Below are 25,742 nucleotides of genomic sequence, written 5' to 3'. Positions count from 1 at the left end.
GCCCGGCTCACCGGTCGTCACCGGTGCGCTGTCCGGGCAACTCCCCCGTTGTCGGGTAGGCGCGGATCAGCACCGAGCTGTTGAACCCGTCGAATCCACGTGCCCCGACCAGCGCCGCGTTCACCGGATGCTCCCGGGTCCGCCGGACGAAGTTGAGGTCACAGCCCGGGGCCGGTTGGTCGAGTCCCGCCGTCGGCGGCAGCACCCGGTGCCGGAGCGCCAGCAGGGCGTTCGCCGCGTCCAGTGCCGACCCGCCCTGGTGCGCCCGCCCGATCAACGGTTTCTGGGTGGTGACCGGAGGGGTGTCCGGGCCGAAGACCGTACGCAGCGCGGTCGCCTCGCTCCGGTCGTAGCGCGGCACCCCGAGCGCGTCCGGGAACACCACGTCGACCTGCTCCGGAGCGCAGCCGGCCCGGTCCAGTGCCAGCCGCATCGACCGGGCGTACTGGGTCGGGTCGACCGGACCGACCTGCCCGGTGTGCCGCCCGTCGTGGGTCGCGCCCCAACCGGCGATCTCGCCGTAGATGGTGGTGACCCCCCGGGCCAGCGCGTGTTCGAGGTCCTCGACGACAAAGACCGCTCCCCCCTCGGCCGGGACGTACCCGGACGCGGCGACGTCGAACGGCCGGTACGCACGCTCCGGGTCGTCGCTGGCACTGAGCAGCCCGTTGCGCATCTGGCAGGCCAGGGCGTACGGGCTGAGCGGGCATTCGGTCCCGCCGGCAATCACGACCGGGGTCCCCCTGCGGATGATCCGGGCGGCGTGGGCCAGGCTGTCCAGCGCACCGGCCGCCTCGGCGACCAGCACCCCGCACGGTCCCTTGAACTGGTGGTGGATGGAGACCTGACCGACGCTCGCCGCGTAGAACCAGGCGATCGACTGGTACGCCCCGACGGTCCGGGACGGCTGGCTCCAGAGCCGTTGCAGTTCGCGCTGCCCGAACAGGTTGCCGCCGGACGAACTCGCCAGCGTCACCGCGTAGCCGTACGGGTTGCCGGCGACCTCGGGCAGTCCGGCGTCAGCCAGGGCGAGTCGGGCGGCGGCGAACCCGAGATGGGTCCAGCGGTCGGTCTGCACCAGCCGGCGGTTGTCCGCGTACCGGGTGGCGTCGAAGTCGGGCACCTCACCGGCGAGGGTGGTCGGGTAGCGGTCCGGCTCGAACAGGGTGATCCGGCCGATCCGGTTCTCCCCGGCCAGCACCGTCTTCCAGTGGGTGTCCGCGCCGATCCCGCTCGGCGCGACCACGCCGATGCCGGTGACCACCGGACGGGGGCTCATCGGTCGCGCCCCGGTAGCCGTTTGAAGACCATGGCCGACTGGAAGCCACCGAACCCGCTTCCCACCGAGAGCGCGACGTCGACCGGGTGGTCCCGAGCGGTGTTGGGGACGTAGTCGAGGTCGCACTCGGGGTCGCGGTTGGCCCAGTTCGCGGTCGGTGGCACCACGCCGTACTCGATCGCCAGCGCGCAGGCGGCCATCTCGATCGAACCGATCGCGCCGAGCGAGTGCCCGACCATCGACTTGATCGAGCTGATCGGCACCTGGTACGCGGCCGGGCCGAGGGACCGCTTGAACGCGGCTGTCTCGTGCCGGTCGTTCTGCCGGGTGCCCGAACCGTGTGCGCTGATGTACGAGATCTCGTCCGGGTTGACCCGGGCCTGGTCCAGTGCCGAGCTGATGGCGAGCGCCATCTCCACCCCGTCGGGCCGCAGGCCGGTCATGTGGTAGCCGTTGCTGCGGTTGGCGTACCCGGCCACCTCGCAGTAGACGTGCGCACCCCGGCGCAGCGCGTGTTGCAGCTCCTCCAGCACCAGCACCGCGGCACCTTCGGCGAGCACGAAGCCGTGCCGGTCCCGGTCGAACGGCCGGGAGGCGTGCGCGGGGTCGTCGTTGTCCGGTGTGGTCGCCTTGATCGCGTCGAAACAGGCGACCGTCACCGGTGAGATGGGCGTGTCGGAGGCCCCGGTGACCACGATGTCGGCCTCGCCGTCGGAGATGAGCTGGTGGGCGTACCCGATCGAGTCGATGCCGGAGGTGCAGCCGGTGGAGATCACCTGCGCGGGTCCGTGGAGCCCGTGCCGGACCGCGACGTCCGCCGCCAGGCTGCTCGGCACCAGCGCCTGGTAGAGGTACGGTCCGCTGCACTCGTGGTCGACCAGCCACTCGGCACCGGAGTCGCTGGCCACCACGTACTCGTCCTCCAGGGCCATGGTGCCGCCGACCGCCGAGCCGAGCACCACTCCCGTACGGTTGCGGATCTCGTCGGTCAGTTCCAGCCCGCTGTCGGCCAGCGCCTCGATCGAGCCGGCGAGCGCGAACTGCACGTACCGGTCGGCGCGGCGGCGTTCCCTGGGGGTGAGGCCGGCGGCGACCGGGTCGAAGTCGCACTCGGCCGCTATCTGCGATCGGAACGGGGACGGGTCGAAGAAGCTGATCCGACGGGTGGCGGTCTGGCCCTCGGTGATGGTGGCCCAGAACTGCTTGCGGGTCGGTCCGCCGGGCGCGACCACGCCGATGCCGGTGACGACCGTACGGCGGGGTGTCATGACGCGAACTCCGGCCGCGACGGCGGGGTGGCGGAGCGTTCGGTGTCGACGTGCCCCAGTTCCGGTCGGGGCGCGAGCGGGCCGAGTTGGAAGACCACCTCGGCCGGCTCGTCGCCGGTGTTGCGCAGCCGGTGGCGGGTGTCGACCGGGATGTAGAGCGCCTCACCGGCGGCGACCGGCACCGGCTGGTCGTCGAGGTCGACGGTGATCGACCCACGGGTGACGTAGAGGAACTCCTCGCTGTAGGGGTGGTAGTGCTCGGCGATCCGCTCGCCGGGTGCCATCGTCGCCACTCCCATGAAGCCGGAGGTGCTACCGACCGTCTTCGGGCCGAGCAGTACCCGCAGCTCGCCGCCACGGCGCTGGTCGGGTGCCACGTCACGGGCGGCGACCAGGTACGGACTGAACTCACTCATCGTCTCCCCCACCGGGTACGTCAAGGGCCCGCTCGCGCGCGGCCAGCTCGATCCGATCGCGGATGATGTTGAGCTGGATCCTGCTGTTGGTGTTGATCCGCTCGGTCATCTGCGCGTTGTTGACCGGGGCGGTGGGCTTCATGGCGAAGTCCTGCACCCAGGTCATCCGGGTGCCGCCGGGCACCTCGTCGTAGCGCCAGTAGATCCGCATGTACGCGAACGGCCCGGTTTCCACCCGGCGCGCGTGCACCTCGAACTCGACCGGGTCCATGGTGCGTTCGCTGACCCAGCTCCAGGCGATGCCGTTCTCGTCGGGGAACATCGTCAGCCGGAACAGCACCCGGTTGCCCCGCTGTTCCAGCACCTCCGCCAGCTGGTACTCGGTGAAGAGGCCGGGCCAGGCGCTCACGTCGTTGGTCAGGTCCCAGACCAGCTGTCGGGGCGCGAGAATCACCACGCTGTTCTCCGTGTGTCCGGGCGGATCAGCCTGGCCTGGCGGATCGGTGCCGGCGTCCGCGCCGGGCAGCTCGGCCGTCTCGTCCGGTGCGGCGGCGGTCTCGTCCGGTCCGGTGGTCTGGGTCGGCAGGAGCGCCGGATCGGCCTGGCGGTCGACCAGTTCGGCGATGTCGGCGATGGTGAGGTGCTTGACCTCCTCCGGGATCTGCACCTGGTAACGCTCCGCGACGACGGCCTGCAGTTCGAGCAGGGCCAGGGAATCCATGCCCAGCTCCTCCAGGGAGGCGGTGGGCGCGGCCATGGCCGACTCGGCGTTGAGCCCGCAGTTGCGGACCAGGATCGAGGTGATGTCCTCGGCTGTCGCCAGCCGCTTGTCCGCCCTCTGCACGGTCATCTGGCTCTCCTTCAAGTCGAAGATCGGGAATTGTCAGGTGTCGAACGGCCGGTCACCGCGCCGTCGGCGCGGCCGGCTCACCGGTACGGTCGACCGGCGGCTTGGCGGGCGTGTCGGCATCGCGTAGCAGGCGGTCGACGAGGTCGGTCGAATACCGGCCCTTGCGGAAGCGGGCGTCGTCGAGGACCCGACGGATGAACGGGATCGTGGTGTGCACCCCCGGTCCGGCGATGTCGAACTCTTCCAGCGCGCGTTCCAGCCGATCGAGGGCCAGGGTCCGCTCCGGCGCCCAGACCACGACCTTGGCCAGGAGCGAGTCGTAGTGCGGACCGACCACGTACCCGGGTGTGCCGTGGGTGTCGACCCGGGTGAAGGGGCCGGCCGGGGGTTGGAACCGGTCCAGTCGACCAGGGGTCGGCAGGAAGTCCCGCTCCGGGTCCTCCACGTTGACCCGGCACTCGATCGCGACGCCCCGCAACTGGACCTCGTCCTGGCGGATCCGCAGCGGTGCACCGCTCGCCAGGTGGAGCTGCTCGTGCACCAGGTCGACACCCGTGATCATCTCGGTCACCGGGTGCTCCACCTGGATACGGCAGTTGATCTCCATGAAGTGGAACCGCTCCGCCTCGTCCACCAGGAACTCGACGGTGCCGGCACCGCTGTAACCGACACTGAGCGCCCCCCGCAGGGCGGCCGCCGCGATCGCGTCGAGCGTGCCGGCGGAGAGCGCCGGGGCCGGGCCCTCCTCGACCAGCTTCTGGTGCCGGCGCTGGACCGAGCAGTCCCGGGTGCCGAGGTGCACCCCGCCACCGTGCCCGTCGCAGAGCACCTGCACCTCGACGTGGCGGGCCTGGGGCAGGTACCGCTCGACGTACACCCGGTCGTCCGCGAAGACGGCCCGCGCCACCGTCCGGGTGTGCGCGTACGCGCGGGCGAAGTCGGCCGCGGACCAGACCACCGTCATGCCCCGGCCGCCACCACCGGCGGCGACCTTGATGATGACCGGGTAGCCGATCTCGTCCGCGACCGCCCGCGCCTCCCCGACCGTGGCCAACGTCTCGACGCTGCCCGGCAGCAACGGCAGACCCGCGTCCCGCATCAGTGCCCGCGCGCGTGACTTGTCGCCGAGGACAGCCATCACCTCGGGGCGGGGGCCGACGAAGACCAGCCCGTTGTCGGCGCAGATCTCGGCGAAGTCGGGGTCCTCGGAGAGGAAGCCGTAACCGGGGTGGATCGCCCCGGCGCCGGTCTGCCGGGCCGCCTCGATGATGGCGGCGGCATTGAGGTAACTGTGCCGGCTGGCGGCCGGGCCGATGCAGACGCTCTCGTCCGCGTATCGGACCACGGCCGAGTCCCGGTCCACGGTCGAGTGCACGGCGACCGTACGAATGCCCAGCTCACGGCAGGCACGGGCAACCCGGAGGGCGATCTCACCACGATTGGCGATCAGCAGCTTTTCGAACATCGGACACCGTCCTCGGCGTCAGGCGGATACCAGGGCGATCAGTGGTTGGTTGAACTCCACCGGCTCGCCATTACCGACCAGCACCTCGGCGACCTTGCCGGCGTGCTCCGCAGTGATGTGATTCATCAACTTCATCGCCTCGACGATGCCGATCACCTGTCCCGGCTCCACCAGGTCGCCGACCTCGACAAAGGGCGACGCGCCCGGTTCCGCAGCCCGGTAGAAGGTGCCGACCATCGGTGCGACCACGCAGTCCCGGGACGCGGCGTCGGCGCCAGAGCCGGCTGCTACCGGCGTCCCGGAGACGGCGGAGACCGGCCGCACCACGGCGTCCGTGGGGAGGGCGGGACCCGCCTCGGCCGGTGTCGCGGCACCGTGCCACTCGATCTCCACCACCGCGTTGCCGCTGCGCATCCGGATCCGCCGCAGCGGACCGTCCACCTCGGCCACGAGCCGGCTCGCCTGCTCACGCAACTGGGCCAGCAGGTGATCGTCCTCGGTCGGCTCGCCGGTCATCGTGGATCCACCGGGGACGGGACGGTACCGTTGCCCGCGCCGAACCGGCGGAACCGCAGCCGGCGCTGGCGTACCAGGGTCTGCGCCGACAGCCGCAGCAGTGGGGTCAGCGCCTCGACCACGGCGTGCCGCAGCAGATCGGCGGCGGCCGCCGGGTCGCTCTGCGCGCCCTGCGGCGGCTCGGGTACGACCGCGTCCGCGACGCCGAGCCGCAGCAGATCGGGCGCGGTGACCCGAAGCGCCCGGGCGGCACGTGGGGTGGCGGTCGGATCATTCCAGAGGATCGCTGCGCAGCCCTCCGGGCTGATCACCGAATAGACGGCGTTCTGCAGCATCAGCACCCGGTCGGCCACCCCGAGGGCGAGGGCACCACCGCTGCCCCCTTCGCCGGTGACCACCGCGACGATCGGGACCGGCAGCCCGGTCATGGCCAGGATGCTGTCCGCGATCGCCGCCGCCTGGCCGTGCTTCTCCGCCTCGACCCCCGGGTACGCGCCGGGAGTGTCGATCAGCGTGACGATCGGGAGTCCCAGCTGGACCGCGAGCCGCATCACCCGTTGCGCCTTCCGGTAGCCGGCCGGTGTGGGCATGCCGAAGTTCCGGGCCAGCAGGTCCTTGGTGTCGTGTCCCTTCTGGTGTCCGACCACGACCAGCGGCTGTCCCCCGAGGCGGGCCAGGCCGGCGACGATGGCCGGGCAGTCGGCGGCGAGCCGGTCGCCGTGCAGTTCGGTGAAGCTGTCGAACGCGGTGGCGAGGTAGTCCAGCGTGGTGGGGCGGTCCAGGTTTCGGGCCGCCTGAACCGCGCGCCAGCCGTCCGGCTCGGCGAGCTGCCCCGGGTCCCGGATGAGGACCGCCCGTCCCGGCCCGAGCGGTGACGCCGCGTCGTCGACCTCGGTGGCGCCGCGGTCATCGTCGGGTGCGGACGCGGACCGGACGTCGCGGCCATCGTCGGACGCGGACCGGACGGCGGAGGCGGTGGCGAGCAGTGGTCGCAGGCGCCCCCGCAGACTCCACCGTTCGACCACCATGTCTGCCTGGCCGTGACGGAGCAGGAAGGCCGCGGTCTGGAATCCCTCCGGCAACGGCTGGCGGATGGTCTGCTGGATCACCCTCGGGCCGGCGAAGCCCATCCGGGCACCGCTCTCCACCACCACCACGTCGGTGTTGGTGGCGAAGGAGGCGGCGACCCCGCCGTAGGTCGGGTCGGTGATCAGGCTGATGGTGAGCAGGCCCGCCTCGCGCAGCGCGGCGATCGACTGGCTCACCGTGGCCATCTGCATCAGCGACAGCACGCCCTCCTGCATCCGGGCTCCGCCGGAGGCGGTGACCAGGAGCAGCGGGAGGCGCCGGTCGAGTGCCCGCTCGGCGGCCCGGGTGATCAGCTCACCGACGACGGCCCCGAGGCTGCCGCCGAGGAACCGGAAATCCATCACCGCGAGGACCAGCGGATAGCCGTCGATGCGGGCCTCGCCGCAGAGGACCGCCTCGGCCAGACCCGTGTCGGACCGGGCGGCGGCCAGCCGCTGCGGGTACGACACCGAGTCGACGAATTCGACCGGGTCCACGGAAGCGACCTCGCCGGGCAGGGCGGCGAAGGTTCCCGGATCGACCAGCTGCCGGATCCGATCCGGAGCGGCCAGACGCTGGTGGTCCCCGCACTCCGGACAGACGTCGAGGTTGCGGCGCAGCCGCTTGAGGTAGAGCAGCGACGAACAGGACCGGCAGCGAGTCCAGAAATGGTCGGTGACAGCGTCGGTGGTGGTGGTCGCGGTCATCGTCCGCTCCCACTCGCCTGGACCGCCGCGTCCCACCGGTAGAAGCAGCCGGCAACCGCGTCGCGCGGGGAGCGCCAGGTCGACAGGTACGGCGAGATGTGTGGCCGCAGCCGCTCGCTGACCCGGACGAACTCGGGGTGCTGGCTGGCCGTCATGAGCCCGGCGGCGACCGGCTCCTCGGTCTCCAGCAGGTGTACGTAGAGGTCGTCGAGGCGGTACAGGGACCGGTGTCGTACGCCGACGATCCCCGGTAGCTCCGTCTGGTCTGACTCGGCGAAGATCCGTGCCACCTCCGACTCGGCTCCGGGCATGATTTTGGCGACGATCAGCGATCGATGCATCAGCGACCTCCCAGCGGTCAGTGCCCCGTGCCGGATCGGTTCGGAGTGGGGACGTGATGTGGCGCGTAGTGCGATCGGACCAGCGGACGTTCCGGTCGCAGCCGCTGCGGAGGCGGCGAGGCGTCCACAGAAACGCTGGTCACGATGCGCTCAGGACCGTCAACGTGATGTCACGACGGTGAGCTGGGCGATGCACCTGTCCGGTGACGTTCCGGTGACGTTGTCGGTGGATCATCAATCGGATCGACACCCCGTCTGACCTGGGAGAACGACTCGGGCTGAGCCCAACGAGCCGGCCTGGGCGGCGGCGCGCGGGAGTCGGAAGAGCGTCGCGACGATTGACCGAGCATATGGGCAATTGCTACTCTTCGTCACAATTTCGGGGGCAAGGGACCGTTCAACGACAGAGCCGTTGGCACATGGTCATGCCCAGCCAGGCCAGGGGCACCGCCCCGGGCCAGCGCGGTTCGGGACACGGGTTCCGGTGCAGGGGGTTCGACCATGACCTCTGACAGCAGCATGGCGCCCACCGTGCTCCGCCAACCGGTCCCCGGCGAGAGGTACCCTCCGGGGACGGTCCAGCTCTTCCTGCTCGACGGGTTCCGACTGCTGCGCGCGGGGACACCGACGGTCGTCCCACGTGGACTGCAACGGGTCATCGCGCTCATCGGCCTGCGGCCGGGCGCCACCCGTACCCATCTGGCCGGGCTGCTCTGGCCGGACACCCCCGAGGAGCGCGCCCTCTCCCGACTGCGTACGGCACTGTGGCGGCTGCGCCGCAACGGCGCCTGCCCGGTGGTCACCACCGGTGGCGCGGTACGCCTCGACGCCCAGGTCGAGGTGGACGTGGACGACCTGGTCCGGGCCGCCGCCCGGGTACGCGAGGGTGGTGACCCGCGCTGGGCCGAAGGAGTGCTCGCCGCCGGCCGCCACGACCTGCTGCCCGGCTGGTACGACGACTGGGTGCTGGTGGAACGGGAGCGCCTGCGTCAGCTCCGCCTGCACACCCTGGAGCAGGTCGCTCGCGCGTACCTGCGCGCCGGCCAGCACGGCGAGGCGTTGCAGGCGGCTCTGGAGGCGATGCGTGCCGAACCACTGCGGGAGACGCCGCACCGGCTGATCGTCCAGGTTCACCTCGACGAGGGGAACGCGTACGAGGCGCTGCACGCCTTCTACGCGTACCGCCAGTTGATCCTCAGCGAGTTGCAACTGGAGCCGTCGAACGCGATGCGCGCGCTGCTCAACGACATCCTCGCCCCGATCGGCGGCCCGGCGCCCAGACCGACGCCGGGCCGCGACCCGCACTCCCCACGCCACCCGACGCCACGCAGTCCACGGTCCTGACCGCGTGCCGCCCGGACGGTTAACAGGGGGCCCTTCCTATACCGAAAGCGATAACAAGGGGCCCTTCCTTCTCAGGCTGGGGGGTGGCGGGTGATGACGATGCCGGTGGTGGCGGCCGCCGCCACCATGGTCGTCCCGGCTGTGGCTAGCACCGGGTCGACGCCGCGCGCGCCGCCATCGCCGGTGTGCGCGCCACCCTTGGGCGGCTGACCGACGAAGAACGGCAGCATCATCTCGTTGTCCTCGTGCTCGAGGATGTGGCAGTGCCAGGCGTACCGTCCGGGTAGGTCGAACTTCACCTTGACCCGGGTGACGTGGCCGGGAAGCATGATCACGGTGTCCTTGAAGCCGGTCTCCGAGGGATCCGGTGGTGTCCGGCCGTCCGCTCCCCTGCCGATCACCTGGAACTGGACCTGGTGGATGTGCACCGGGTGGGCGTGCGGGGTGAAATTCCGGAACTCCCAGATCTCGGTGGCCCCCAGGGTCGGGTTGTCCCGGACCGGGTCCTGCCAGTGCAGTGGCGTCCGGGCGCCGTTCGCGTCGACGCCGCCGGCAAGGTGGGCGATGGGACCGGCGGCCGGCGCCAACGCGGAGCGCTGCACGTTGAGCGAGAACCGACGGGTGCCCGTCTCCTTGCCCAGCGGCGTGAACGCGGGCAGTTCCAGCTGCTCCGGGGGGAGGCTCTCGTCCGGTCCGATGAGCGGTCCGACCAGGAACTTCATCACCTGTCCGGTGGTGGACGGGTTGGCGACCGCATAGTCCGTGCCGGGCGTACCGCCGCTGAACTCGTGATCCGGCCCCTCGTTGATCAGGTAGAGCGCGGTTCCCTCGGCGATGCCGGTGAAGTCGATCACGACGTCGATCCGTTCGGCGTTGCCGATCACCAGCTGCTCGTGCCGTACGGGCTTGGGCAGGAAGCCGCCGTCGCTGCCGATCTGCCAGATCGGTAGCGCGGTGGTGGCTGGCCGGGCCGTGCCGTCGCCTGCGACCCGGAGGACCAGGAAGCGCGAGTTGCACGCGTTGAGCAGCCGGAACCGGTAGCGACGCGGCTCCACCTTGAGCAGCGGCCAGGTGCCGCCGTTGACCACGATGGTGTCGGCGAAGAAGGTCTGGTTGAACATCGGCGAGACGTCGCTCTCCGGGATGTACGGGCCGTCGAAGCCGTCGATCTGCGTCGCACTCGGGTAGGAGAGGGAGCCGTCCTCGTGGAACGAGCGGTCCTGGATGATCAGCGGCAGCTCGTAGTAGCGGGAGCCCGGTGGATCGTTGCGCGCCGGCGCCGGCCCGGGGAGCACGCCGGGAGGCAGGTCGGACGGGCCGCCGCGCAGCAGGTAGAACCCGACCGGTCCGGCGTAGACGTTCAGCCGGGTCATGCCGATGGTGTGGTCGTGGTACCAGAGCGTGGTGGCGCGCTGGTCGTTCGGGTACTGGAAGGTCGCCGAGCCGGCCTTCCACGCCACCTTGTGCTGGCGGCCGAAGGTCTCGCGGAACTCGTCGTAGTACCTACCGACCGGGGCGTAACCGGGCGGGATGTTCTTCGCGTCGGGCAGGTACCACGCCTCGGGGTAACCGTCGTTTTCCGGGGTGGAGTGCGCTCCGTGCAGGTGGGTGATCAGCGGGACCGGCCCGGTGTACGCCTCGGGGGTGCTGGTGAAGGTCGGGCGGTGGTCGCGCTGTTCGATGCCGCCGGCCGGGTTCGCCCAGTGCAGGGTGGGGTCGACGGTCAGCAGGTGCGGCAGGAAGTTGCCGTTGTCGTCGACCAGCTCGTTGCTCCAGGTGACCCGCACCGGACGGTTGACCTTCGCCTCGAGGGTGTACGCCGGGTACGTGAAGGTGTTGCCGTGGGTGGGTGAGCCGTAGCTCCAGATCGTCGTCTTCGGGTAGCCGGGCGGCAGGACCTGCTGCTGGAACTGCCGTACGGCGATGAGGTACTCGTCGAGGGCCTGCTTGCCGTCCGAGGGCAGTGGTGGCATTACCGGTGGGATCACCAGGTCGGTGACGTACTTCGGGATGGTCGCGGGGTTCATCGCGAACGCCGAACGGCCGTTCGCGCTTGCCGAGCGGCTCGCCGCCGGGACAATGAGTGCGGCACCGCCTGCGGCACCGGCCGCGAGAAGTTGCCTTCGTGCAACCATTTACCTTTCCACCTTCCGCCACTTCTTCGACACGTTTGGTTGGCAACAGCCCGTCCAAGGTCAATGTCCGACTTGGGCGAATCTTCCGGTTGAAGGTAACTGAGGAAGACTCGCGGTCCCCCCGCTATCGGTGGATTCACCTCGAAGGCTGGAACATCCGGAAATCCGGACCGATCACGGCGGAAAAGCCCTCCACAAATCCCCCTGCGGTGTTGGTGCGCCCCAAACCCGGCATCTCATCTCGTTGACCCGGCCCGGTCGACGCGCTAAGTTACTCTCGTTCTGAGAAACACTCAGTTTGAGAATGATCGACCGGAGGCCGGGCATGACCACCGAGCAGGAATTCCTCGACAGCTACGACCCGAGCGCCTACCCGGCGCTCGCCGTGACGGTCGACGTGGTCGCCCTGACCATCCGCGACGGTGACCTGCACGTGCTGCTGGTGACCCGGGGTGCGCCACCGTTCGCCGGACACCGGGCCCTGCCCGGCGGCTTCGTCCGAGACGAACCGCTGGCCGCCGCCGCGGTCCGCGAACTCGCCGAGGAGACCGGCCTGCACCCCGGCGAAGGCGAGCTGGCCCGGCTGCACCTGGAACAACTGGCCAGCTACGGCGACCCCGAGCGGGACCCACGGATGCGCGTCGTCTCCGTCGCCTACCTGGCGTTCGCGCCGAGCCTGCCCGACCCCCGGGCCGGCTCGGACGCGGCCGCCGCGGCCTGGGTGCCGGTCGACTCGGCCGGCGCACTCGCCTTCGACCACGCCGCGATCCTCGCCGCCGGCCTCGAACGGGCCCGCGCCAAGCTCGAATACACCCCACTGGCCACCGCCTTCCTCGGCGACCGCTTCACCATCGGCGAGCTGCGCGCGGTCTACACCGCCGTCTGGGGCGAGGAACTGCACGCGGGCAACTTCCACCGCAAGGTGCTCTCGGTGCCCGGCTTCGTCGAGAGCACCGGCGAGACCACCGCCCGGGGCGGCGAACGCGGCGGACCCCGGGCCCGCCTCTACCGGGCCGGCGACGCCAAACTGCTCCACCCGGCGCTGCTCCGGCCCTCCCGAGAGGAGGGCGTGCGGTGACCCTCCTCCTCCCGCTGACCGACCAGGAGGTGCGGCCGTGAACTTCACCGAGGCCGTGGCGCTGGTCCGCGCCGCCCGTACGCCCAGCGACCTGTTCGGTAACGAGCAGCCGGCGGCGACGTACCGGAAGATGGCCCGACTGCTGCACCCGGACGCCGCACCGGCCGGCGAAACCTCGACCGCGACGGCCGTCTTCGCCCGACTCGCCGACCTCTGGGCGGGGCACCAGGGCCGTGGTGGACCCGGACTCCAGACCCGGCGGCACCGCTACACGATCGGCGAACGGTTCGCCACCGGTGACCTGGCCAACCTCTACCGGGTCCGGTACGACGGCGAACACGCCCTGCTCAAGCTCCCCCGCCAGCCGGCCAGCAACGACCTGCTCGACCGGGAGGCGAGCGCCCTCGACACGCTGCGTAAACGCGGCGAAGCCCGGCACCGCGCCTACGCGCCGCGACTGGTGGAGAGCTTCCGGCACGAGGACCCCGTCACCGGCGTACGCCGCACCGCCAACGTCCTCGCCCACTCCCCCGGTCTGGTCCCGCTCACCGAGGTCAACCGGGCCTACCCGGACGGCCTCGACCCGCGCGACGTCGCCTGGATCTGGCGGCGCCTCCTGGTCGCACTCGGCTGGGCACACCGTGCCGGCGTGCTGCACGGCGCCGTCCTCCCCGACCACGTGCTCATCGAGCCCGAGCGGCACGGGGTGGTCCTGGTCGACTGGTGCTACTCCGTCGGCGCCGATGGTGGTTCGGTGCCCGCGCTGGTCGCCCGCTACCGCGACTGGTACCCGCCGGAGGTGGCCCGCCGCGGGCCCGCCGTGCCGGCCACCGACATCCACCTGGCCAGCCGTTGCATGGAGTGGCTGATGGGGGCCCGGGCCGACATCGCCCTGCTCCGGTTCGTCCGGGGCTGCACCCTGCGCGATCCGCGCCGACGGCCGTCCGACGCCTGGCGGCTCCTCGGCGAACTCGACGAACTGCTGGAGCGGCTCTACGGCCCGCGCCGCTTCCGCCGCCTGGTCCTACCGACCGCGAACACCTGAACGGGCACGAGGAAAAGGAGACTGATCATGGGCAGTGGACACTGGTCGACCGACGTGTACGGCGCCGCCGCCAGCTACCGGGCGGCCACCGGACGCAGCGCGTTCGCGTACAGCGACAGTGGGGCCCGCAGGGTGCACGAACGGCTCGACCCGCGCGGGGTCGGCGTACGGGAGAGCTGCGACAGCGACGAACACCCCCGGTCGACCCCGATCGCGGTGCTCTTCGACGTCACCGGCTCGATGGGTAACGTACCCCGGACCCTTCAGGGCAAGTTGCCGGAACTCTTCGGTCTGCTGATGCGCAAGGGGTACGCGGCCGACCCGCAGATCATGTTCGGCGCGATCGGCGACGCCACCTGCGACCGGGTGCCGTTGCAGATCGGGCAGTTCGAGTCGGACAACCGGATGGACGACGACCTCGGCAGCATCGTGCTGGAGGGCGGCGGCGGCGGGCAGCGGACCGAGTCCTACGAACTGGCGATGTACTTCATGGCCCGGCACACCAGCCTGGACAGCGTGCAACGTCGGGGTCGTCGTGGCTACCTGTTCCTGATCGGGGACGAGCTGCCGTACCCGCAGGTGAAGCCGGCCGAGGTGCACCGGTGGATCGGCGACGAACTGGCCGAGCCGATCTCGGTCGCGGCGATCGTGGCGGAGCTGCGCCAACGCTTCGAGGTCTACTACATCCTGCCCAGCGGGGCCAGCTACGCCGGCGACCCGGAGATCCTCGGCTACTGGCGTCGACTGCTCGGCCAGCACGTCATCGAACTGGACGACCTGGACGCGGTCTGCGAGACGATCGCGCTCACCGTCGGCCTCGGCGAGCAGGCCATCGACCTGGCCGAAGGGCTGAACGACCTGGACGACATCGGGTCGACCGCGACCGGCGCGGTCGGCAAGGCGTTGGCGACCATCGGCTCCTCGTCCCGTGGTGGCGTGGTCCGGACCAGCCTGCCGGACGGTCTGGAGACCGACGGCCCGGAAGACGGGCTGGTGCGGTTGTGACCGGCCCCGGCCGACACACCGTGGTCGTCGACCTCGGCTACGGCGACGCCGGCAAAGGCACGGTGGTCGACCTGCTCTGCGCCGACGGACCGGTCGGCGCGGTGATCCGGTTCAACGGGGGCGCCCAGGCGGCGCACAACGTGGTGACGCCGGACGGGCGTCACCACACCTTCGCCCAGTTCGGGTCGGGCACCCTGCACGGGGTGCCCACCCACCTCTCCCGGTTCGTGGTGGTCGACCCGCTGGCCCTGGCGGCAGAGGCCGAGCAGCTCAACGCGATCGGCGTACCCGACCCGTTCGGGCTGCTCACCGTCGACGCCGAGGCGCTGCTCAGCACCCCGTGGCACATCGCCGCGAACCGGTTGCGCGAGCTGGGTCGGGGGGCGAGCCGGCACGGCTCCTGCGGCATGGGGGTCGGCGAGACCATGGCGTACGCGCTGCGTCACGGCGACGCCCCTCGGGCCGGTGACACCCTCGACCCGCCCCGACTGCGACGCCGCCTGGCGGCCGTACGCGACCGGCTCAGCGACGAGCTGGGTGAGCTGGGTGGGCCACCGCTGGACGACGTGGTGTCGGTGTTCCGGACGTTCGGCGCGATCGTGTCCGTCGTGGACGGAAGGGCGGCGCGGCGTGATCTGCTGAACGCGGGACGGTGTGTCTTCGAGGGGGCGCAGGGAGTGCTGTTGGACGAGTGGTTCGGGTGGCACCCGTACACCACCTGGTCGACCACGACGTTCGCGAACGCGGAGACACTGCTGACCGAGGCGGGTCACGAGGCGCAGCGACTGGGGGTGGTGCGGACGTACACCACCCGGCACGGCGCCGGACCGCTGGTCACCGAGGACGTGGGGCTGACCCGGGCCCTGCCCGACCGGCACAACGGCACCGGACGGTGGCAGGGTCCGTTCCGGGTCGGTCACTTCGACGCGGTGGCCCACCGGTACGCGGTCGAGGTCGCCGGCGGTGTCGACGCGCTCGCGGTCACCCACCTGGACGCCCCGGAACGGGTGCCGGAGCTGGCCATCTGTTCCGAGTACGTGGTCGACGGATCGTCCCTGGGGCGGCTGGTGCCGGGCGAGCGCGGCGACCTCGCGTACCAGGAACGGTTGACCGCCCTGCTCGGCCGTGCCCGGCCGGCGCGGCTCGACCGGCCCGCGCACCGGGCGTCCGCGATCGGCGCGCTGCTCGACGCCCCCGTCGTGATCGAGTCGTACGGCCCGAGCACCGCCGACAAACGCATGCTGGCCGCCACCGGGTGACAGGCGGAATCTCGTCTGTTCAGCCACCTTGTCAACGGTCGACGTACGGATAGACGATGGTCGCAGTACCGTCGTGCGCTGAGGAGGACCGCGATGCCACAGGTCATTCACCACCCCCGGGTGGCATGGGACACCGCGCGGGTCTTCGTGGCGGCGACCGAAACCGACGAGCTCTTCGGTTGGGTCGGTGAGCGGCTCGCCTCGATCCTCGGCCCGGAGCACCGGCGGGAGCTCACCGACACCCGCGCCCGGCTCCAGTGGCCGACGGTCGCGAACGCCGAGGCGGTCGAGGCCGGCCGGTGGCGGGCACGGCTGGCGGACGCCCTGGCCGTCCGTCCCGAGGCGGCCGAGCCGCTGCGGGAGCTGGCCGCCGTCACCGCCACCCGCCTACGCGGCCACGACGCCTAGACCGGGCTTTCACTCGGGCACGGACCCATCCGTGGCTGCCGTGCCCACGCGCCTATCCGCGCTATCCGAGGTAGGGGGCTTCGCGCCGCTGAGCGTGGTGATTCAGACGGAGTCTGACGGTGTCGTGGATGGGAATGCGGTCGAACTCAACGGGATCGACATAACGAACTTCGGTGGATTCGTCGCTGACGGTGATGGTGCCGCCGATGCGCTTACCGAGGTAGGTGAGATTGAACTCCTGGCGGATCTCGCCATCGGTGTAGGCGATGACGTGGGCCGGGTCGGTGTAGACGCCAAGTAGGCCGGTGATCTCGATGTCGAGCCCGGTCTCCTCCTTGACCTCACGGATGACGCATTGCTGGAGGGTCTCGCCGATTTCCATCGTGCCGCCGGGCAGGGACCAGTTGCCAGAGTCCGTACGCCGTTGCATGAGCACTCGGCCATGCTGGTCGGCGACAAGGGCGGAGCCGCCGGGGACGAGGCTGTTGGCCTTGGGAGCGGCAGAGTCGTGGTAGTAGTCGCGTCGACCGGTCACCTGTCCTCCTGCCTCGGGTAGGGGGCCGTGGTCTGCCAGACCTGCTCGATCATGGCGACAGTCGCCGTGGCAATCCGACCGTACCCGCGCGACTCAAACCCTTACCGGGACCAACCTACTGGTATCGAGCGCGCCGCAGGGCCACCCTGCGCGCGTTGACAGAAAGGCGAGACCACCGCCTGCCCGCCCCCTCCTGGGCGTAGAGGTTCCGATCGACCATCTCATGACGAGATAGGATGCGGACCTGACGATTGTCCGCACACGACCACGTCACCGTTGCCGGTCAATCACGTTGCATGGACAATGAGCATTTGTTTGATGGCGCGTGTCCGAGACGGCGGTGGTGATGGGTCAGGTTCCCAAACAACTCCAACCGACGAGGTCAGCCCTGCACTTCTTCGGCGCTGAGGTTCGACGGCTGCGCGAGCAGTTGAGGATGTCCCAGGCCGACCTCGGCGGATTGTTGTTTGCCCACAAGGATCTGATAAGAAAAGTCGAGGCGGCTGAACGAAATCCGTCGGAGGCACTCGTCAAGCACTGTGATGAGGTGCTTGGCGCAGCAGGAAGGCTGCGGTGGATGTGGCCGCTGCTGGAACGTGAGCGACTCCTTCGTCAGGCACGCGACCCGGCCGGTCAGACCAGGGCATTCGTCTTCCACCCGGGGGCAACCGACCGACCCGTGCTCGACTGGCTCCTGGCGCCGCCCAGGGACACCAGGCAGCCAGACTGGAACACCGAGTTCGACTCCCCCGCCCGCGAGCGCCTCCAGCAGCTTCGGCGGGTGGGCCAGGTCCACGGGGCCGGCGACGCCTATCCGGAGGTCGTCGCCTGGCTCGGTCACGACCTCGATGCTCTGATCAGTCACTCACCGCGCACCGCGATTGGGTTCCTCGAACTCGCCGGCTACGAAGCCGTCGATCTCGGCGCCGACGGAGTCGCCCAGAGCCACTACCTCCGCGCCTTGGAGATCGTCACCGAGGGTGGTGACCGCCTGTACGGCGGCTATCTGATCGCGGTAAGTCTCGCCCACCTCGCCCTGCACCGCGGCGACGCCGACCAGGCTGCCCGCCTGGCAACAGCCGCGCTACACGGCACCGACCAGCAAAGCAGTTACGCCGTACGAGCAGCCTTCCGCGCGGTTCTCGCCCGAGCGCACGCCCGACGCGGCGACAAAGCGGCCTGTGCGGCCGCACTTCTTCAGGTAGAGGCCGACCTGTCGCGCCGCGATTTCGCCGACGAACCTTCGTGGATTTCCTACTTCGGAGAAGCAGATCTTGCCGACGAAAAGGCGCACTGCCTCTTCGACCTCGGTCTCCATAAGCTTGCGCAGCGCGAGGGCGCCCGGGCGATCGAGCTAATGGATCCGCGCCGCGTGCGCCGCCTGGCACTCGATACGGCACTACACGCCGCGTCCCTGGCCCGCTCCCGGGCGGTCGAGCACGCCTGCGAGGTCGGTTATCGGGCCGTCGACCATGCGGCGCAGGTCGCGTCCTTCCGCAGTGCCCATCGCATCGCGCTCATGCTGGCAGAGTTGCAGCCGTACGCGGACCTGCCAATGGTCCGTCACCTGCACGAGTACGTCCACTCGCGGCTCCCCGCTGTCGTCACTCTGCGGCAGGCAGCCCGGTCCCCCTGAGTACCGCTCGGTACGCGTCGAGTTCCGCGTCAAGTGCGGCGGACAAGGCCGCCGGGTCCGAGAAGTAGTGTCCGACTCCGTCGAAACTCAGCATCCGGACCAGCATCTTCCGGGTGCGCAGCGCGGTCGCCAGTTCGGTGACGTCGTTGATCGGCGCGACCGTGTCCCGAGCTCCATGAATGAGAAGCACTGGCCGTTGGACACGGGCAGGCACCACCTTGGCGTCCTCGTGGGAGAGGATCGTCGCGTGCGGTCGCTGGAATCGTGGTGCGGTGACCGTCCAACGTTGCGGGTCGACGATTGCCGACCGCGCGACAGCCAGGGCGAAAGGTCCGTCCTCACTCACCGCCCGTAGGGCGGTGTAACCACCCGCGCTGGCCCCGGAGATGAAGACCTCCCCAGCCGCCGCGCGACCGACGGCGATCAGGTGCAGCGCCGCGTTCCGGCAATCCTCCACGTCGAAGCGGCCCCAGTTGCCGTCCAAAGCCTTTCGGAACGTCCGGCCGTAGCCGGTACTTCCTCGATAGTCGACGTCAGCGACGGCGAAGCCGCGACTCGTGAAGAACTGCACCTCCCAGTCAAGTCGAAGCTTGCTCTGGTGAGTCGGGCCGGGGTGTGGTCTGACGATCAGCGGGGCCGGGGCATCTTGACCTACGGCCGGATAGAAAAGCACGGTTACCTCGGCCCGGGAGGATTCGACCTGTATCTCCTCGGGCACAGAGAGCGCCGTTGCCAGCACGGTCCCCGCGCGCACCACCTCGACCCCTTCCGAGCCGTTGGTGTCCACCAACGCGATCTCCTGGGCATGGTCCGGCGCTGATCCGATCAGCGCGATCCGGCTGTCGAGCGCGGCGAGGTATGGCTTGACCGACGTGTACGGCAAGCTGACCGGCGCGACCCCGCCGTCTGGCTGCACAACCACCAGGTGATGGCGCGGACCGTGTTGAACAATCATGCCGATCCGGCTGCCGGGAAGCAGAACGTAGTCGGCGTAGGTGGACTCCCAAGGTGCTGTGGCGCAATCGGCGTCGATCGGAGCGACTGCGTCCACCAGGCCCGAGCGCCACCGGTAGAGGTTCCACCAACCAGTGCGGTCGGACATGAAGTACAACGAGCCGTCCTCGCCCCACTGGGGCTGAATCGCCGACTCGTTCGGCCCCCCGGCAACACGTACGGGTTCGGAGATTGGCCCGCCCACCACACGATTGGCGACCCAGACCTCGCAGGAGTCCCAGGGCATCACGTCCTTGCTCCACTGCGTCCAGGCCAGCCGTCTCCCCTGGGATCTCGGCGAGGCGAGGAAGCCGTCCGTCTCTCGTAGCACTCGTCGGTTCGCCGACACGACGTCGACAGCGACCAGTTGGTCACCCTGGTCGTCCTCTCTGACGCAGAGCAGTTCATCCCCGGACTGCGCGAGATCGCCGTAAGAGTGTCGGGTCGGCGGCAGCGCTTTGGCGTGTTCGATCTGCCCGGTCACACCGTTCACCAGCACCGTGCCCAGCGATGGCAACCAGGCATAGGGCATTCCGCCGTACCCGTGCAGACCGCTCCCGACGCTGTCCCGCGCAAGTTCGTGAACGCGCGTGTCGGAGCCCCACGACGGGTGCCAGCTCGCCACGACCGCCTTGCCGGTTTCCGGCATTGCCTCCACCCAGTGGAGGAGGCCGCCGTGGCTCGCGAGCCAGTCGTAGGACGTGCGGGCCATGGCCACGTCACCAGCCGTAGGCGCTGGCCTCATGTGCTCGCCCCGATCATGTTCGTCGCCCCTCCGCTGCCCGCGTACCTGATCACAACACAGGTCGACGACCGGACGCGACCGGCGACAGACGTCGTCACGGATGCGGACGCCGTCGTCGTCCCCATCCATCGTCTAGCGGTCCACCAGGCGTTGCGGCGTGAATGGTCTCCATGACCTCGTCGCCGTACCCGCCGTCAGGCTGCGGCGGTGAGCGCCGGGCGGGCTCATCGGCAGCCACAAGGGGGCGATGGGCCCGCCCTTCCAGGAACGAACACGCAGATTCTGGAGGGTCAGGTGTGGGTTCCGGAGCCGGGTGACGTACTGCGCGTCGATCGGCGGGCGTCGGTGCAGTTCGCCGGTGCTCCGCCACTGGTGTTCCGGGTGATCTCGGTGAGCGAGAAGCCGACCTATGACGGCTGGGCATGGGTGACCGGATACGTGCTGAACGCCAAGGGCGAGGCGGTGGAACGCCGCGAGCTGTTCGTCCAGACCGCCGGGCTTCAGTTGATCCGCATCCCGCCGACCGTTCGGGCGTCGAAAAGGCGCCGCGTGTGACACGCCAGTTCGATGTATGCGAAAGGGGCCAGGAGGATGTCAGAGCCGTGGGTACCGGTGACAGCGGTGGGCGTCACGCGCGCCGTACGACGGTTGTCCCGGATGCGTCCCGAACAGGTACGGGCGGTGCGCTTCGGTCGCACCCGGCTCGGTCGGCGCGGTCTCGCGGAGGAGCAGGTCTACGCCTTCGTCCGGCAGGTGGTCGACGAGTTGATCGCGCGGGACGCCGCCGGAGCGGGTCTGCGCGAGGAGAACACGCGTTTGAAGGGGGCGCTGCGTGACTGGCAGGCCCGGCAAGCCAGGACACGGGCGACGAACGCCGGGCACTGGACGGACCGCTGACCAGGTCGGGACTTTGGTCCCGACCCAGTGGGGCGTTCCGGCCCGGGTGCCGAAGCGGCCGGGTGAGCGAGGGTGAGGGGGCCAACAGAGAAGACCCCGATCCCGGAGGCAGTGATGACCACCCACACGACCAACATTCCGGCGCACGCACTCGAACACGCCGCCTCCCCCGGCCACATGCTCACCACCACCGCCGCCCGTGCCCTGGCCGTCCTGCGGATCACGACCGGTTCCGTCTTCCTGTGGGCGTTCCTGGACAAGACCTTCGGGCTGGCCTACTCCACCCCCGCCGAGCGGGCCTGGATCAACGGCGGCTCGCCGACCAAGGGTTTCCTGTCCCACGTCGGGGTCGGACCGATGCAGTCGCTCGCCCACACGATCGCCGGGACCTGGTGGGCCGACACCCTCTTCATGGCCGGCATGGCCGCCGTCGGCATCGCCCTCGTCCTCGGCATCGGCCTGCGCGTCGCGGCCGGCGCCGGTGCGCTCGTCATGGCCATGATGTGGTTCGCCGAGTTCCCCCTCGCCCGGTTCACCGCGAGCGGCGAGCCCTCGGGGTCGACAAACCCGATCACCGACTACCACCTCGTCTACGCCGTCGTCCTGGTCGTGCTCGCCGCCGCGTACGCCGGTCACACCTGGGGCCTCGGACGGATCTGGGCCCGCCTCTCCCTCGTCCAGCGCAACCGCTGGATGATCTGAACCGACTTCGCGACACCTGCCGGGCCGCCCCTGCGGCCCGGCAGGCCTGTATGTCTGCTCCTGCTTTCCGCCAGCTGCTGTCGCTGCCAACGAAGTTGAGTCATGATGGTGCTCCTGAGCTGCGGTGCCTCAAGATAACTGGCAGAGTTCGGTGACGTTCTCTGCCAGTTTTGTTAAGGCAAGTCGCGGCGTCGGGTACCGGGCGTACCACGACGGTATGGAGGACCAGCTCGGCGCGCTCGGGCTCGTCCCCTGAACTGCGTGACCTTGTGGAACACCACTTAGCTGGATCATGCGGTGGCCACCCTGCGCGAGCAGGGCTACCCGGTGCGCGAGGTCGACGCGGCCCGCCTGCCGGTCTACCAGCACGCGCACCTCAACGTCCGCGGCCACTACTCCTTTGTCCTGCCCGACCTCGCCGGTGGGCGCCGGCCGCGGCGCAACCCCGACCAGGGGTGGACCGCGTAACAGGGGCGGCACCGTCGTGCGATCGACGGACATCGTAGGGTGACCGGCTTGTTCTCGTGGCGCACTGCCCTGGTTCTTACCAACACCCCTCGTGAGGTGGGTTCGTTCACTTCCAGGTGCCGTCCCCGTCGCCTCGCCCATTTCAGCCAACTCGTCACTGTGGCAAGGTCTGCACTGGTGCTGGGGCACTCCCACCGGCAAGCCGATATCGTCAGATACTGGTGCGGCAGGTGTCCCCGCTTCCCCGCCCGCGGTCGCGACAGGAGCAGGATCGATGACCCGCTACATGATGGCTGCCACCGACGCCGGTGGCGAACGGCTCGGCGAACGTGTCGCCTCCCCAGCACCCACCCTCGGCGAAGTCGCCGAGTTCGGCGACAGCTGTCGGACAAACTATGTGTCGGTCTGCGATGACCACGACCACATCACCCTCTACGGGCGGGACGCCGTCGGCTCCTGGTCGGTGATCGCGGCCGGTGTCGACGTCGAGACCGCCGAGGAGGTGCGCCTCTGGTTCGACCTCGTACACCATTACCGCGACCCATCGTCGGCCGGCACCGGCGGCCGGGCCGACCACCCTCTCGACCAGGCCTCGACGCTGGAAAGCGAGCGGATGGCCGCAGCACGGGCCGTCTCGCTTGTCGTGGAGCGGATCCGGGCACGCCGCCTGGACTACCCCACGCAGGGGCTTGTGGCGGATCGCTTCGAAGCGGGCTGGAGCGTGTACGCGCCGGTGGACGTCGACGAAAGCGATCCGATGGCCTTTCTGGACATACCGGTAGGCAGGTCGGTTTTTCTGGTGAGCGACGCGGGTCGGGTGAAGGAGATATCGAGCTCGGCCCCTCCGCAGCTGGCGGAGGAGATGTTCACCGCCGAGGAGGCGTACGTTCGCCGCCGGCTGGCCGGGGAAGGGTTCATGGCCGACCTCAGGGACGAGGTCATGCGGCTTGACTCCGCGTCGGAAGGCTCCGCAGGCATCGCCTCGTTCACCATCGACACCTCTACCGAGGTGATCGCGGCCAGGGCGTCGGCGCTGCTCGGCCCGATCGCACAGCAGTTGGCCCTGCTCGGTCCGCCGGGGTGGGATCGCTTCGCGGCGGTCTTCTCCTTCACGGTGTCCGGCGAGGTCGCCCAGCTGCGGTTTTGGTCCGATAATCGGAGCACCGAGGCTCGGGTACCCGAACAGATAGCCGTGCTGGTCCGCCGGCAGCGGCATCTCGCCGCGCGGATGCCGGCCGGGCCGTGGTGGCGCCTGCTGCTCACCGTCAGCGACAGCGCTGGAACAGGTGCCCAGATGACCACGGACTACGACTACGGCGATCGGCCCTTCCCGGACGACCATCTGCTGGCCCCCGAGCACTACCGGGAGGACCTGGCCGCCTATCCACGCGCCCACACGCCGACATGGCTCTCCGAACATGCGGCCAGTGCCGCCGGGGTCGGCCCTGCACCCCGTACGGCACCGCGAGCCACTGGCGCGACGACGCGAGGGTCCGACGTCCGGCAGGACCAGCCCACGCCACCACCGACGCGACAGGCGCCGGCTCCGCGACCCGACGTGGTAACCCCTAGCCCCCGGAACGCGTCCTCCACATCAACACCCCCACAAGACCCAATGCCTTCCGCTGGGCCGCTGCGGCCCGGCGGGGTTCCGGTCCTCGACACCACCATCGGCTGGACACGTCTTCACGCCGACCCACAGGTAATCACCTACGGCAGGAAATCGATCGCGCTCGACCAAGTGGAGTGGGTCAGCTATTCGTCGGTTCAGGTCGCCGAAAAGCGCTTCATGTTCCCCACCTTCTACGACAACAGGTGGGACTTCCAGGTGGGGCGTTACCCGTACTACGGCGGGCCGAAGGTCGCCGTGAGTCTCTCGAAAGGAGGCCGCCGAGCGGAACAGCCGCAGGAGTGGACGTTCCTGGTGAACCTGGCCAGGCAGTACCTGGAGCCCCGGTTGCTCAACGAATTGGTCAGCCAGGTTCGCCGTGGTGAGACCGTCACGGTCGGCGGTAGCGTGAAGGTGAGCCGGGAGGGCATCGCGTGTGCGAAGCCACGCTTCTCTCTGCCCTGGGCGTCGATCAGCCCTGCCTTTCTGCGCAACGGCATGATTTGGATCCATCAGGCAGGCGTCGAGAAGCCAGTGCTGACCGTGCCTCTGAGCCACCCCAACGCTGCGCTAATCCCGGACCTCTTCGCCGCATTCGAGTCGTGATGGCCGAGCACCCACGGCGGCAGACGCCGTCCGGTCCGATGTAGACCACTCGACTCATCGCCCCGACCCGCCGAGGGCACCGCCCGCGCAGCCTGTACCGCCATCTGCCCCTCACCGAAGCACCCCTCGTCAACCAGGTGCCTCAACTTAGATGGCAGAAACCGCGAGATGCCTCAGACACACTGGCAGGGCCTCACATCAACTGGCAGAGGACAGCTGTCCCCATCTTTCGCGTCCGTCCGTTGTAGGCTTCGCCCGCTCCGAAATTGACGGAAAGAGGCCGACGTTGCTCGCAAACCTGTTGCCCGGATTCCGAGAGGTGCGTGCGCCGCTGATAGCGGGGTACGTGTGGGTGCTGGCAGTCTGGATCGCCATCGGCGAGGACCTTCTCTCGCTTCAGCCGTACCCGCCGGCTTTCCAGAGTTTGATCGACCTCGGCAACTGGCTCGGCAAGACGGTCCTGCTCGGCGCGGTCAGCGTCTGCGCGTACATCATCGGGATCATCTCGAACACGACGAACAGGTTGCTGGAGCCGCGCCTGCTGGCCAGCGGCTGGGGCCACCGGAACGTCGTCACCCTGGCCCGGGCGGGTGGACTGCGGCGGATCGACGCGAGCATGCGCTGCCCCGGTCCCCGTTCGATCAGCCGGCCGCTCTTCGACATGATCCGCAAACGCGCGGTCGAGCACTACCGCACCGCCGTCGACTACCGCGAGCACTGCCACCGCATGATCGACAAGGCACGGCAGACCCTTCCGGCTCGGCACCCCGACCGGGTGGTGCTGATACCGGCCACCACCACGATCACCGACCTCGTCGTGGAGTACCCGGCACTGGACAACGCGATCGCGGAGTCGATGTTCGACGTGGACCGCAAGGTCGCGCGGGTGCTGCGGGATCTGGAGCCCACGGTGGAGCGGCTGATCGGCGCCGAACCGGAACTGCACGGCGAGTTCGACCGCTGGATCGCCGAGGCACAGTTCCGCATCTCGCTCTTCGTACCCACCTGTGCGCTGGTAGGGGTCCTCGGCTGGCGCTTCTCCTGGCTCTACCTGCTGGGCCTGGTCGCACCGATCGCGCTCCTGCTGGTGGGTCGGCACGAACTGGTCAACGCGTACGCGAAGATCGCGATTTGGCTCTCGGCGGGGCGGGTGAACTCACCCGTCCTCGACGACATCCTGGCCCTGGGTCAGCAGCACGACCCGCAGGCCGAGTCGTCGCCGGCCGCGGAGCGTTTTGTGCTCCGTAACCTGTTCGGTCCCGAGCCGGTCGGGATGAACCCGCTCGCCTGGGCCAGGAACCTGCTGCCGCGCGGCTGGCGCACCCGGTACGACTACGAGTTCGAGTAACGAGCACCAGAGTTATCGG

24 protein-coding genes are annotated in these 25,742 nt (G+C 69.7%); 13 read left to right on the top strand and 11 right to left on the bottom strand.

Annotated elements, in window-relative coordinates; genetic code table 11:
- Positions 1–7: 7 nt before the first annotated feature.
- The 8 genes from BDK92_RS33380 to BDK92_RS33345 are packed head-to-tail and all read right to left on the bottom strand — an operon-like array spanning position 8 to position 7,910.
- Positions 8–1,279, bottom strand: coding sequence for a beta-ketoacyl synthase N-terminal-like domain-containing protein (locus tag BDK92_RS33380; protein ID WP_121160319.1), 1,272 nt, complete (start codon positions 1,277–1,279; stop codon positions 8–10).
- Positions 1,276–2,547 (bottom strand): beta-ketoacyl-[acyl-carrier-protein] synthase family protein, encoded by a 1,272-nt coding sequence (locus tag BDK92_RS33375; protein ID WP_121160318.1) that lies wholly within the window; start codon positions 2,545–2,547, stop codon positions 1,276–1,278. The genes BDK92_RS33380 and BDK92_RS33375 overlap by 4 nt, the downstream gene beginning before the upstream one ends.
- Positions 2,544–2,963 carry a cupin domain-containing protein gene (locus tag BDK92_RS33370; RefSeq protein ID WP_121160317.1) on the bottom strand — a complete coding sequence of 140 codons (420 nt, stop codon included), beginning with the start codon at positions 2,961–2,963 and terminating at the stop codon, positions 2,544–2,546. Before BDK92_RS33370 ends, BDK92_RS33375 begins: the two co-directional genes overlap by 4 nt.
- Positions 2,956–3,813, bottom strand: a complete 858-nt coding sequence (locus BDK92_RS33365) for an SRPBCC family protein (RefSeq protein WP_246017395.1) — start codon at positions 3,811–3,813, stop codon at positions 2,956–2,958. Before BDK92_RS33365 ends, BDK92_RS33370 begins: the two co-directional genes overlap by 8 nt.
- Before the next feature lie 52 nt (positions 3,814–3,865).
- Positions 3,866–5,278: an acetyl-CoA carboxylase biotin carboxylase subunit gene (locus BDK92_RS33360; RefSeq protein WP_121160316.1), complete on the bottom strand. Its 1,413-nt coding sequence runs from the start codon at positions 5,276–5,278 to the stop codon at positions 3,866–3,868.
- A gap of 18 nt (positions 5,279–5,296) precedes the next feature.
- Positions 5,297–5,794, bottom strand: a complete 498-nt coding sequence (gene accB, locus BDK92_RS33355) for an acetyl-CoA carboxylase biotin carboxyl carrier protein (RefSeq protein ID WP_121160315.1) — start codon at positions 5,792–5,794, stop codon at positions 5,297–5,299.
- Complete coding sequence (locus tag BDK92_RS33350; protein WP_121160314.1) at positions 5,791–7,569, bottom strand: acetyl-CoA carboxylase carboxyltransferase subunit alpha; 1,779 nt, start codon at positions 7,567–7,569, stop codon at positions 5,791–5,793. Before BDK92_RS33350 ends, accB begins: the two co-directional genes overlap by 4 nt.
- Complete coding sequence (locus BDK92_RS33345; RefSeq protein ID WP_121160313.1) at positions 7,566–7,910, bottom strand: TcmI family type II polyketide cyclase; 345 nt, start codon at positions 7,908–7,910, stop codon at positions 7,566–7,568. The genes BDK92_RS33350 and BDK92_RS33345 overlap by 4 nt, the downstream gene beginning before the upstream one ends.
- Positions 7,911–8,411: 501 nt before the next feature.
- On the opposite strand from BDK92_RS33345, the gene BDK92_RS33340 reads away from it, so the two are divergent.
- The gene (locus BDK92_RS33340) at positions 8,412–9,254 is read left to right on the top strand and encodes an AfsR/SARP family transcriptional regulator (protein ID WP_425462280.1); all 843 of its coding nucleotides are present in this window, start codon (positions 8,412–8,414) and stop codon (positions 9,252–9,254) included.
- 71 nt (positions 9,255–9,325) lie between these two features.
- Here the strand turns inward: BDK92_RS33340 and BDK92_RS33335 are convergent, their stop codons facing one another.
- Positions 9,326–11,389, bottom strand: coding sequence for a multicopper oxidase family protein (locus tag BDK92_RS33335; protein WP_121160311.1), 2,064 nt, complete (start codon positions 11,387–11,389; stop codon positions 9,326–9,328).
- Positions 11,390–11,714: 325 nt separating this feature from the next.
- Here BDK92_RS33335 and BDK92_RS33330 point away from each other — a divergent pair, with 325 nt between their 5' ends.
- The 5 genes from BDK92_RS33330 to BDK92_RS33310 all read left to right on the top strand — a co-directional run bounded on the left by BDK92_RS33330 (position 11,715) and on the right by BDK92_RS33310 (position 16,184).
- Positions 11,715–12,467, top strand: coding sequence for an NUDIX hydrolase (locus tag BDK92_RS33330; protein WP_121160310.1), 753 nt, complete (start codon positions 11,715–11,717; stop codon positions 12,465–12,467).
- A 37-nt stretch (positions 12,468–12,504) separates the two neighbouring features.
- Positions 12,505–13,512 carry a protein kinase family protein gene (locus BDK92_RS33325; protein WP_121160309.1) on the top strand — a complete coding sequence of 336 codons (1,008 nt, stop codon included), beginning with the start codon at positions 12,505–12,507 and terminating at the stop codon, positions 13,510–13,512.
- 27 nt (positions 13,513–13,539) lie between these two features.
- Positions 13,540–14,517 (top strand): hypothetical protein, encoded by a 978-nt coding sequence (locus BDK92_RS33320; RefSeq protein WP_121160308.1) that lies wholly within the window; start codon positions 13,540–13,542, stop codon positions 14,515–14,517.
- Complete coding sequence (locus BDK92_RS33315) at positions 14,514–15,776, top strand: adenylosuccinate synthetase (RefSeq protein ID WP_246017394.1); 1,263 nt, start codon at positions 14,514–14,516, stop codon at positions 15,774–15,776. The genes BDK92_RS33320 and BDK92_RS33315 overlap by 4 nt, the downstream gene beginning before the upstream one ends.
- 93 nt (positions 15,777–15,869) lie before the next feature.
- Complete coding sequence (locus BDK92_RS33310) at positions 15,870–16,184, top strand: hypothetical protein (protein ID WP_121160307.1); 315 nt, start codon at positions 15,870–15,872, stop codon at positions 16,182–16,184.
- Between the two features lie 61 nt (positions 16,185–16,245).
- Here BDK92_RS33310 and BDK92_RS33305 read toward each other — a convergent pair whose 3' ends face one another.
- Entirely contained in the window at positions 16,246–16,719 is a 474-nt protein-coding gene (locus BDK92_RS33305) for an NUDIX domain-containing protein (protein ID WP_121160306.1), read from the bottom strand.
- A 325-nt stretch (positions 16,720–17,044) separates the two neighbouring features.
- On the opposite strand from BDK92_RS33305, the gene BDK92_RS33300 reads away from it, so the two are divergent.
- Positions 17,045–18,355: a helix-turn-helix domain-containing protein gene (locus BDK92_RS33300; RefSeq protein ID WP_121160305.1), complete on the top strand. Its 1,311-nt coding sequence runs from the start codon at positions 17,045–17,047 to the stop codon at positions 18,353–18,355.
- On the opposite strand, the gene BDK92_RS33295 is transcribed toward BDK92_RS33300, so the two are convergent.
- Positions 18,324–20,060 (bottom strand): S9 family peptidase, encoded by a 1,737-nt coding sequence (locus tag BDK92_RS33295; protein WP_246017605.1) that lies wholly within the window; start codon positions 20,058–20,060, stop codon positions 18,324–18,326. The two genes, BDK92_RS33300 and BDK92_RS33295, sit on opposite strands and share 32 nt — an antisense overlap.
- Positions 20,061–20,300: 240 nt before the next feature.
- Here BDK92_RS33295 and BDK92_RS33290 point away from each other — a divergent pair, with 240 nt between their 5' ends.
- The 6 genes from BDK92_RS33290 (at position 20,301) to BDK92_RS33270 (ending at position 25,723) form a co-directional block, all read left to right on the top strand.
- On the top strand, positions 20,301–20,648 hold the full coding sequence (locus tag BDK92_RS33290; RefSeq protein WP_246017393.1) for a hypothetical protein: 348 nt from the start codon (positions 20,301–20,303) through the stop codon (positions 20,646–20,648).
- A gap of 36 nt (positions 20,649–20,684) precedes the next feature.
- Positions 20,685–20,990: a DivIVA domain-containing protein gene (locus BDK92_RS33285; protein WP_246017392.1), complete on the top strand. Its 306-nt coding sequence runs from the start codon at positions 20,685–20,687 to the stop codon at positions 20,988–20,990.
- Positions 20,991–21,104: 114 nt separating this feature from the next.
- A complete protein-coding gene (locus tag BDK92_RS33280; RefSeq protein WP_121160303.1) occupies positions 21,105–21,692 on the top strand; it encodes a DoxX family membrane protein in 588 nt (195 codons plus the stop codon).
- Positions 21,693–21,989: 297 nt separating this feature from the next.
- Complete coding sequence (locus BDK92_RS39395) at positions 21,990–22,160, top strand: hypothetical protein (protein WP_170208783.1); 171 nt, start codon at positions 21,990–21,992, stop codon at positions 22,158–22,160.
- Between the two features lie 274 nt (positions 22,161–22,434).
- Positions 22,435–24,375, top strand: a complete 1,941-nt coding sequence (locus BDK92_RS39895; protein WP_211349459.1) for a hypothetical protein — start codon at positions 22,435–22,437, stop codon at positions 24,373–24,375.
- A gap of 352 nt (positions 24,376–24,727) precedes the next feature.
- The gene (locus BDK92_RS33270) at positions 24,728–25,723 is read left to right on the top strand and encodes a hypothetical protein (RefSeq protein ID WP_147457204.1); all 996 of its coding nucleotides are present in this window, start codon (positions 24,728–24,730) and stop codon (positions 25,721–25,723) included.
- The last annotated feature ends 19 nt before the right edge of the window (positions 25,724–25,742 follow it).

Source organism: Micromonospora pisi (assembly GCF_003633685.1).
Lineage (GTDB): Bacteria > Actinomycetota > Actinomycetes > Mycobacteriales > Micromonosporaceae > Micromonospora_G > Micromonospora_G pisi.
Note: the sequence above shows the minus strand (reverse complement) of the source record. Positions and strands in the feature narration are given on the sequence as shown.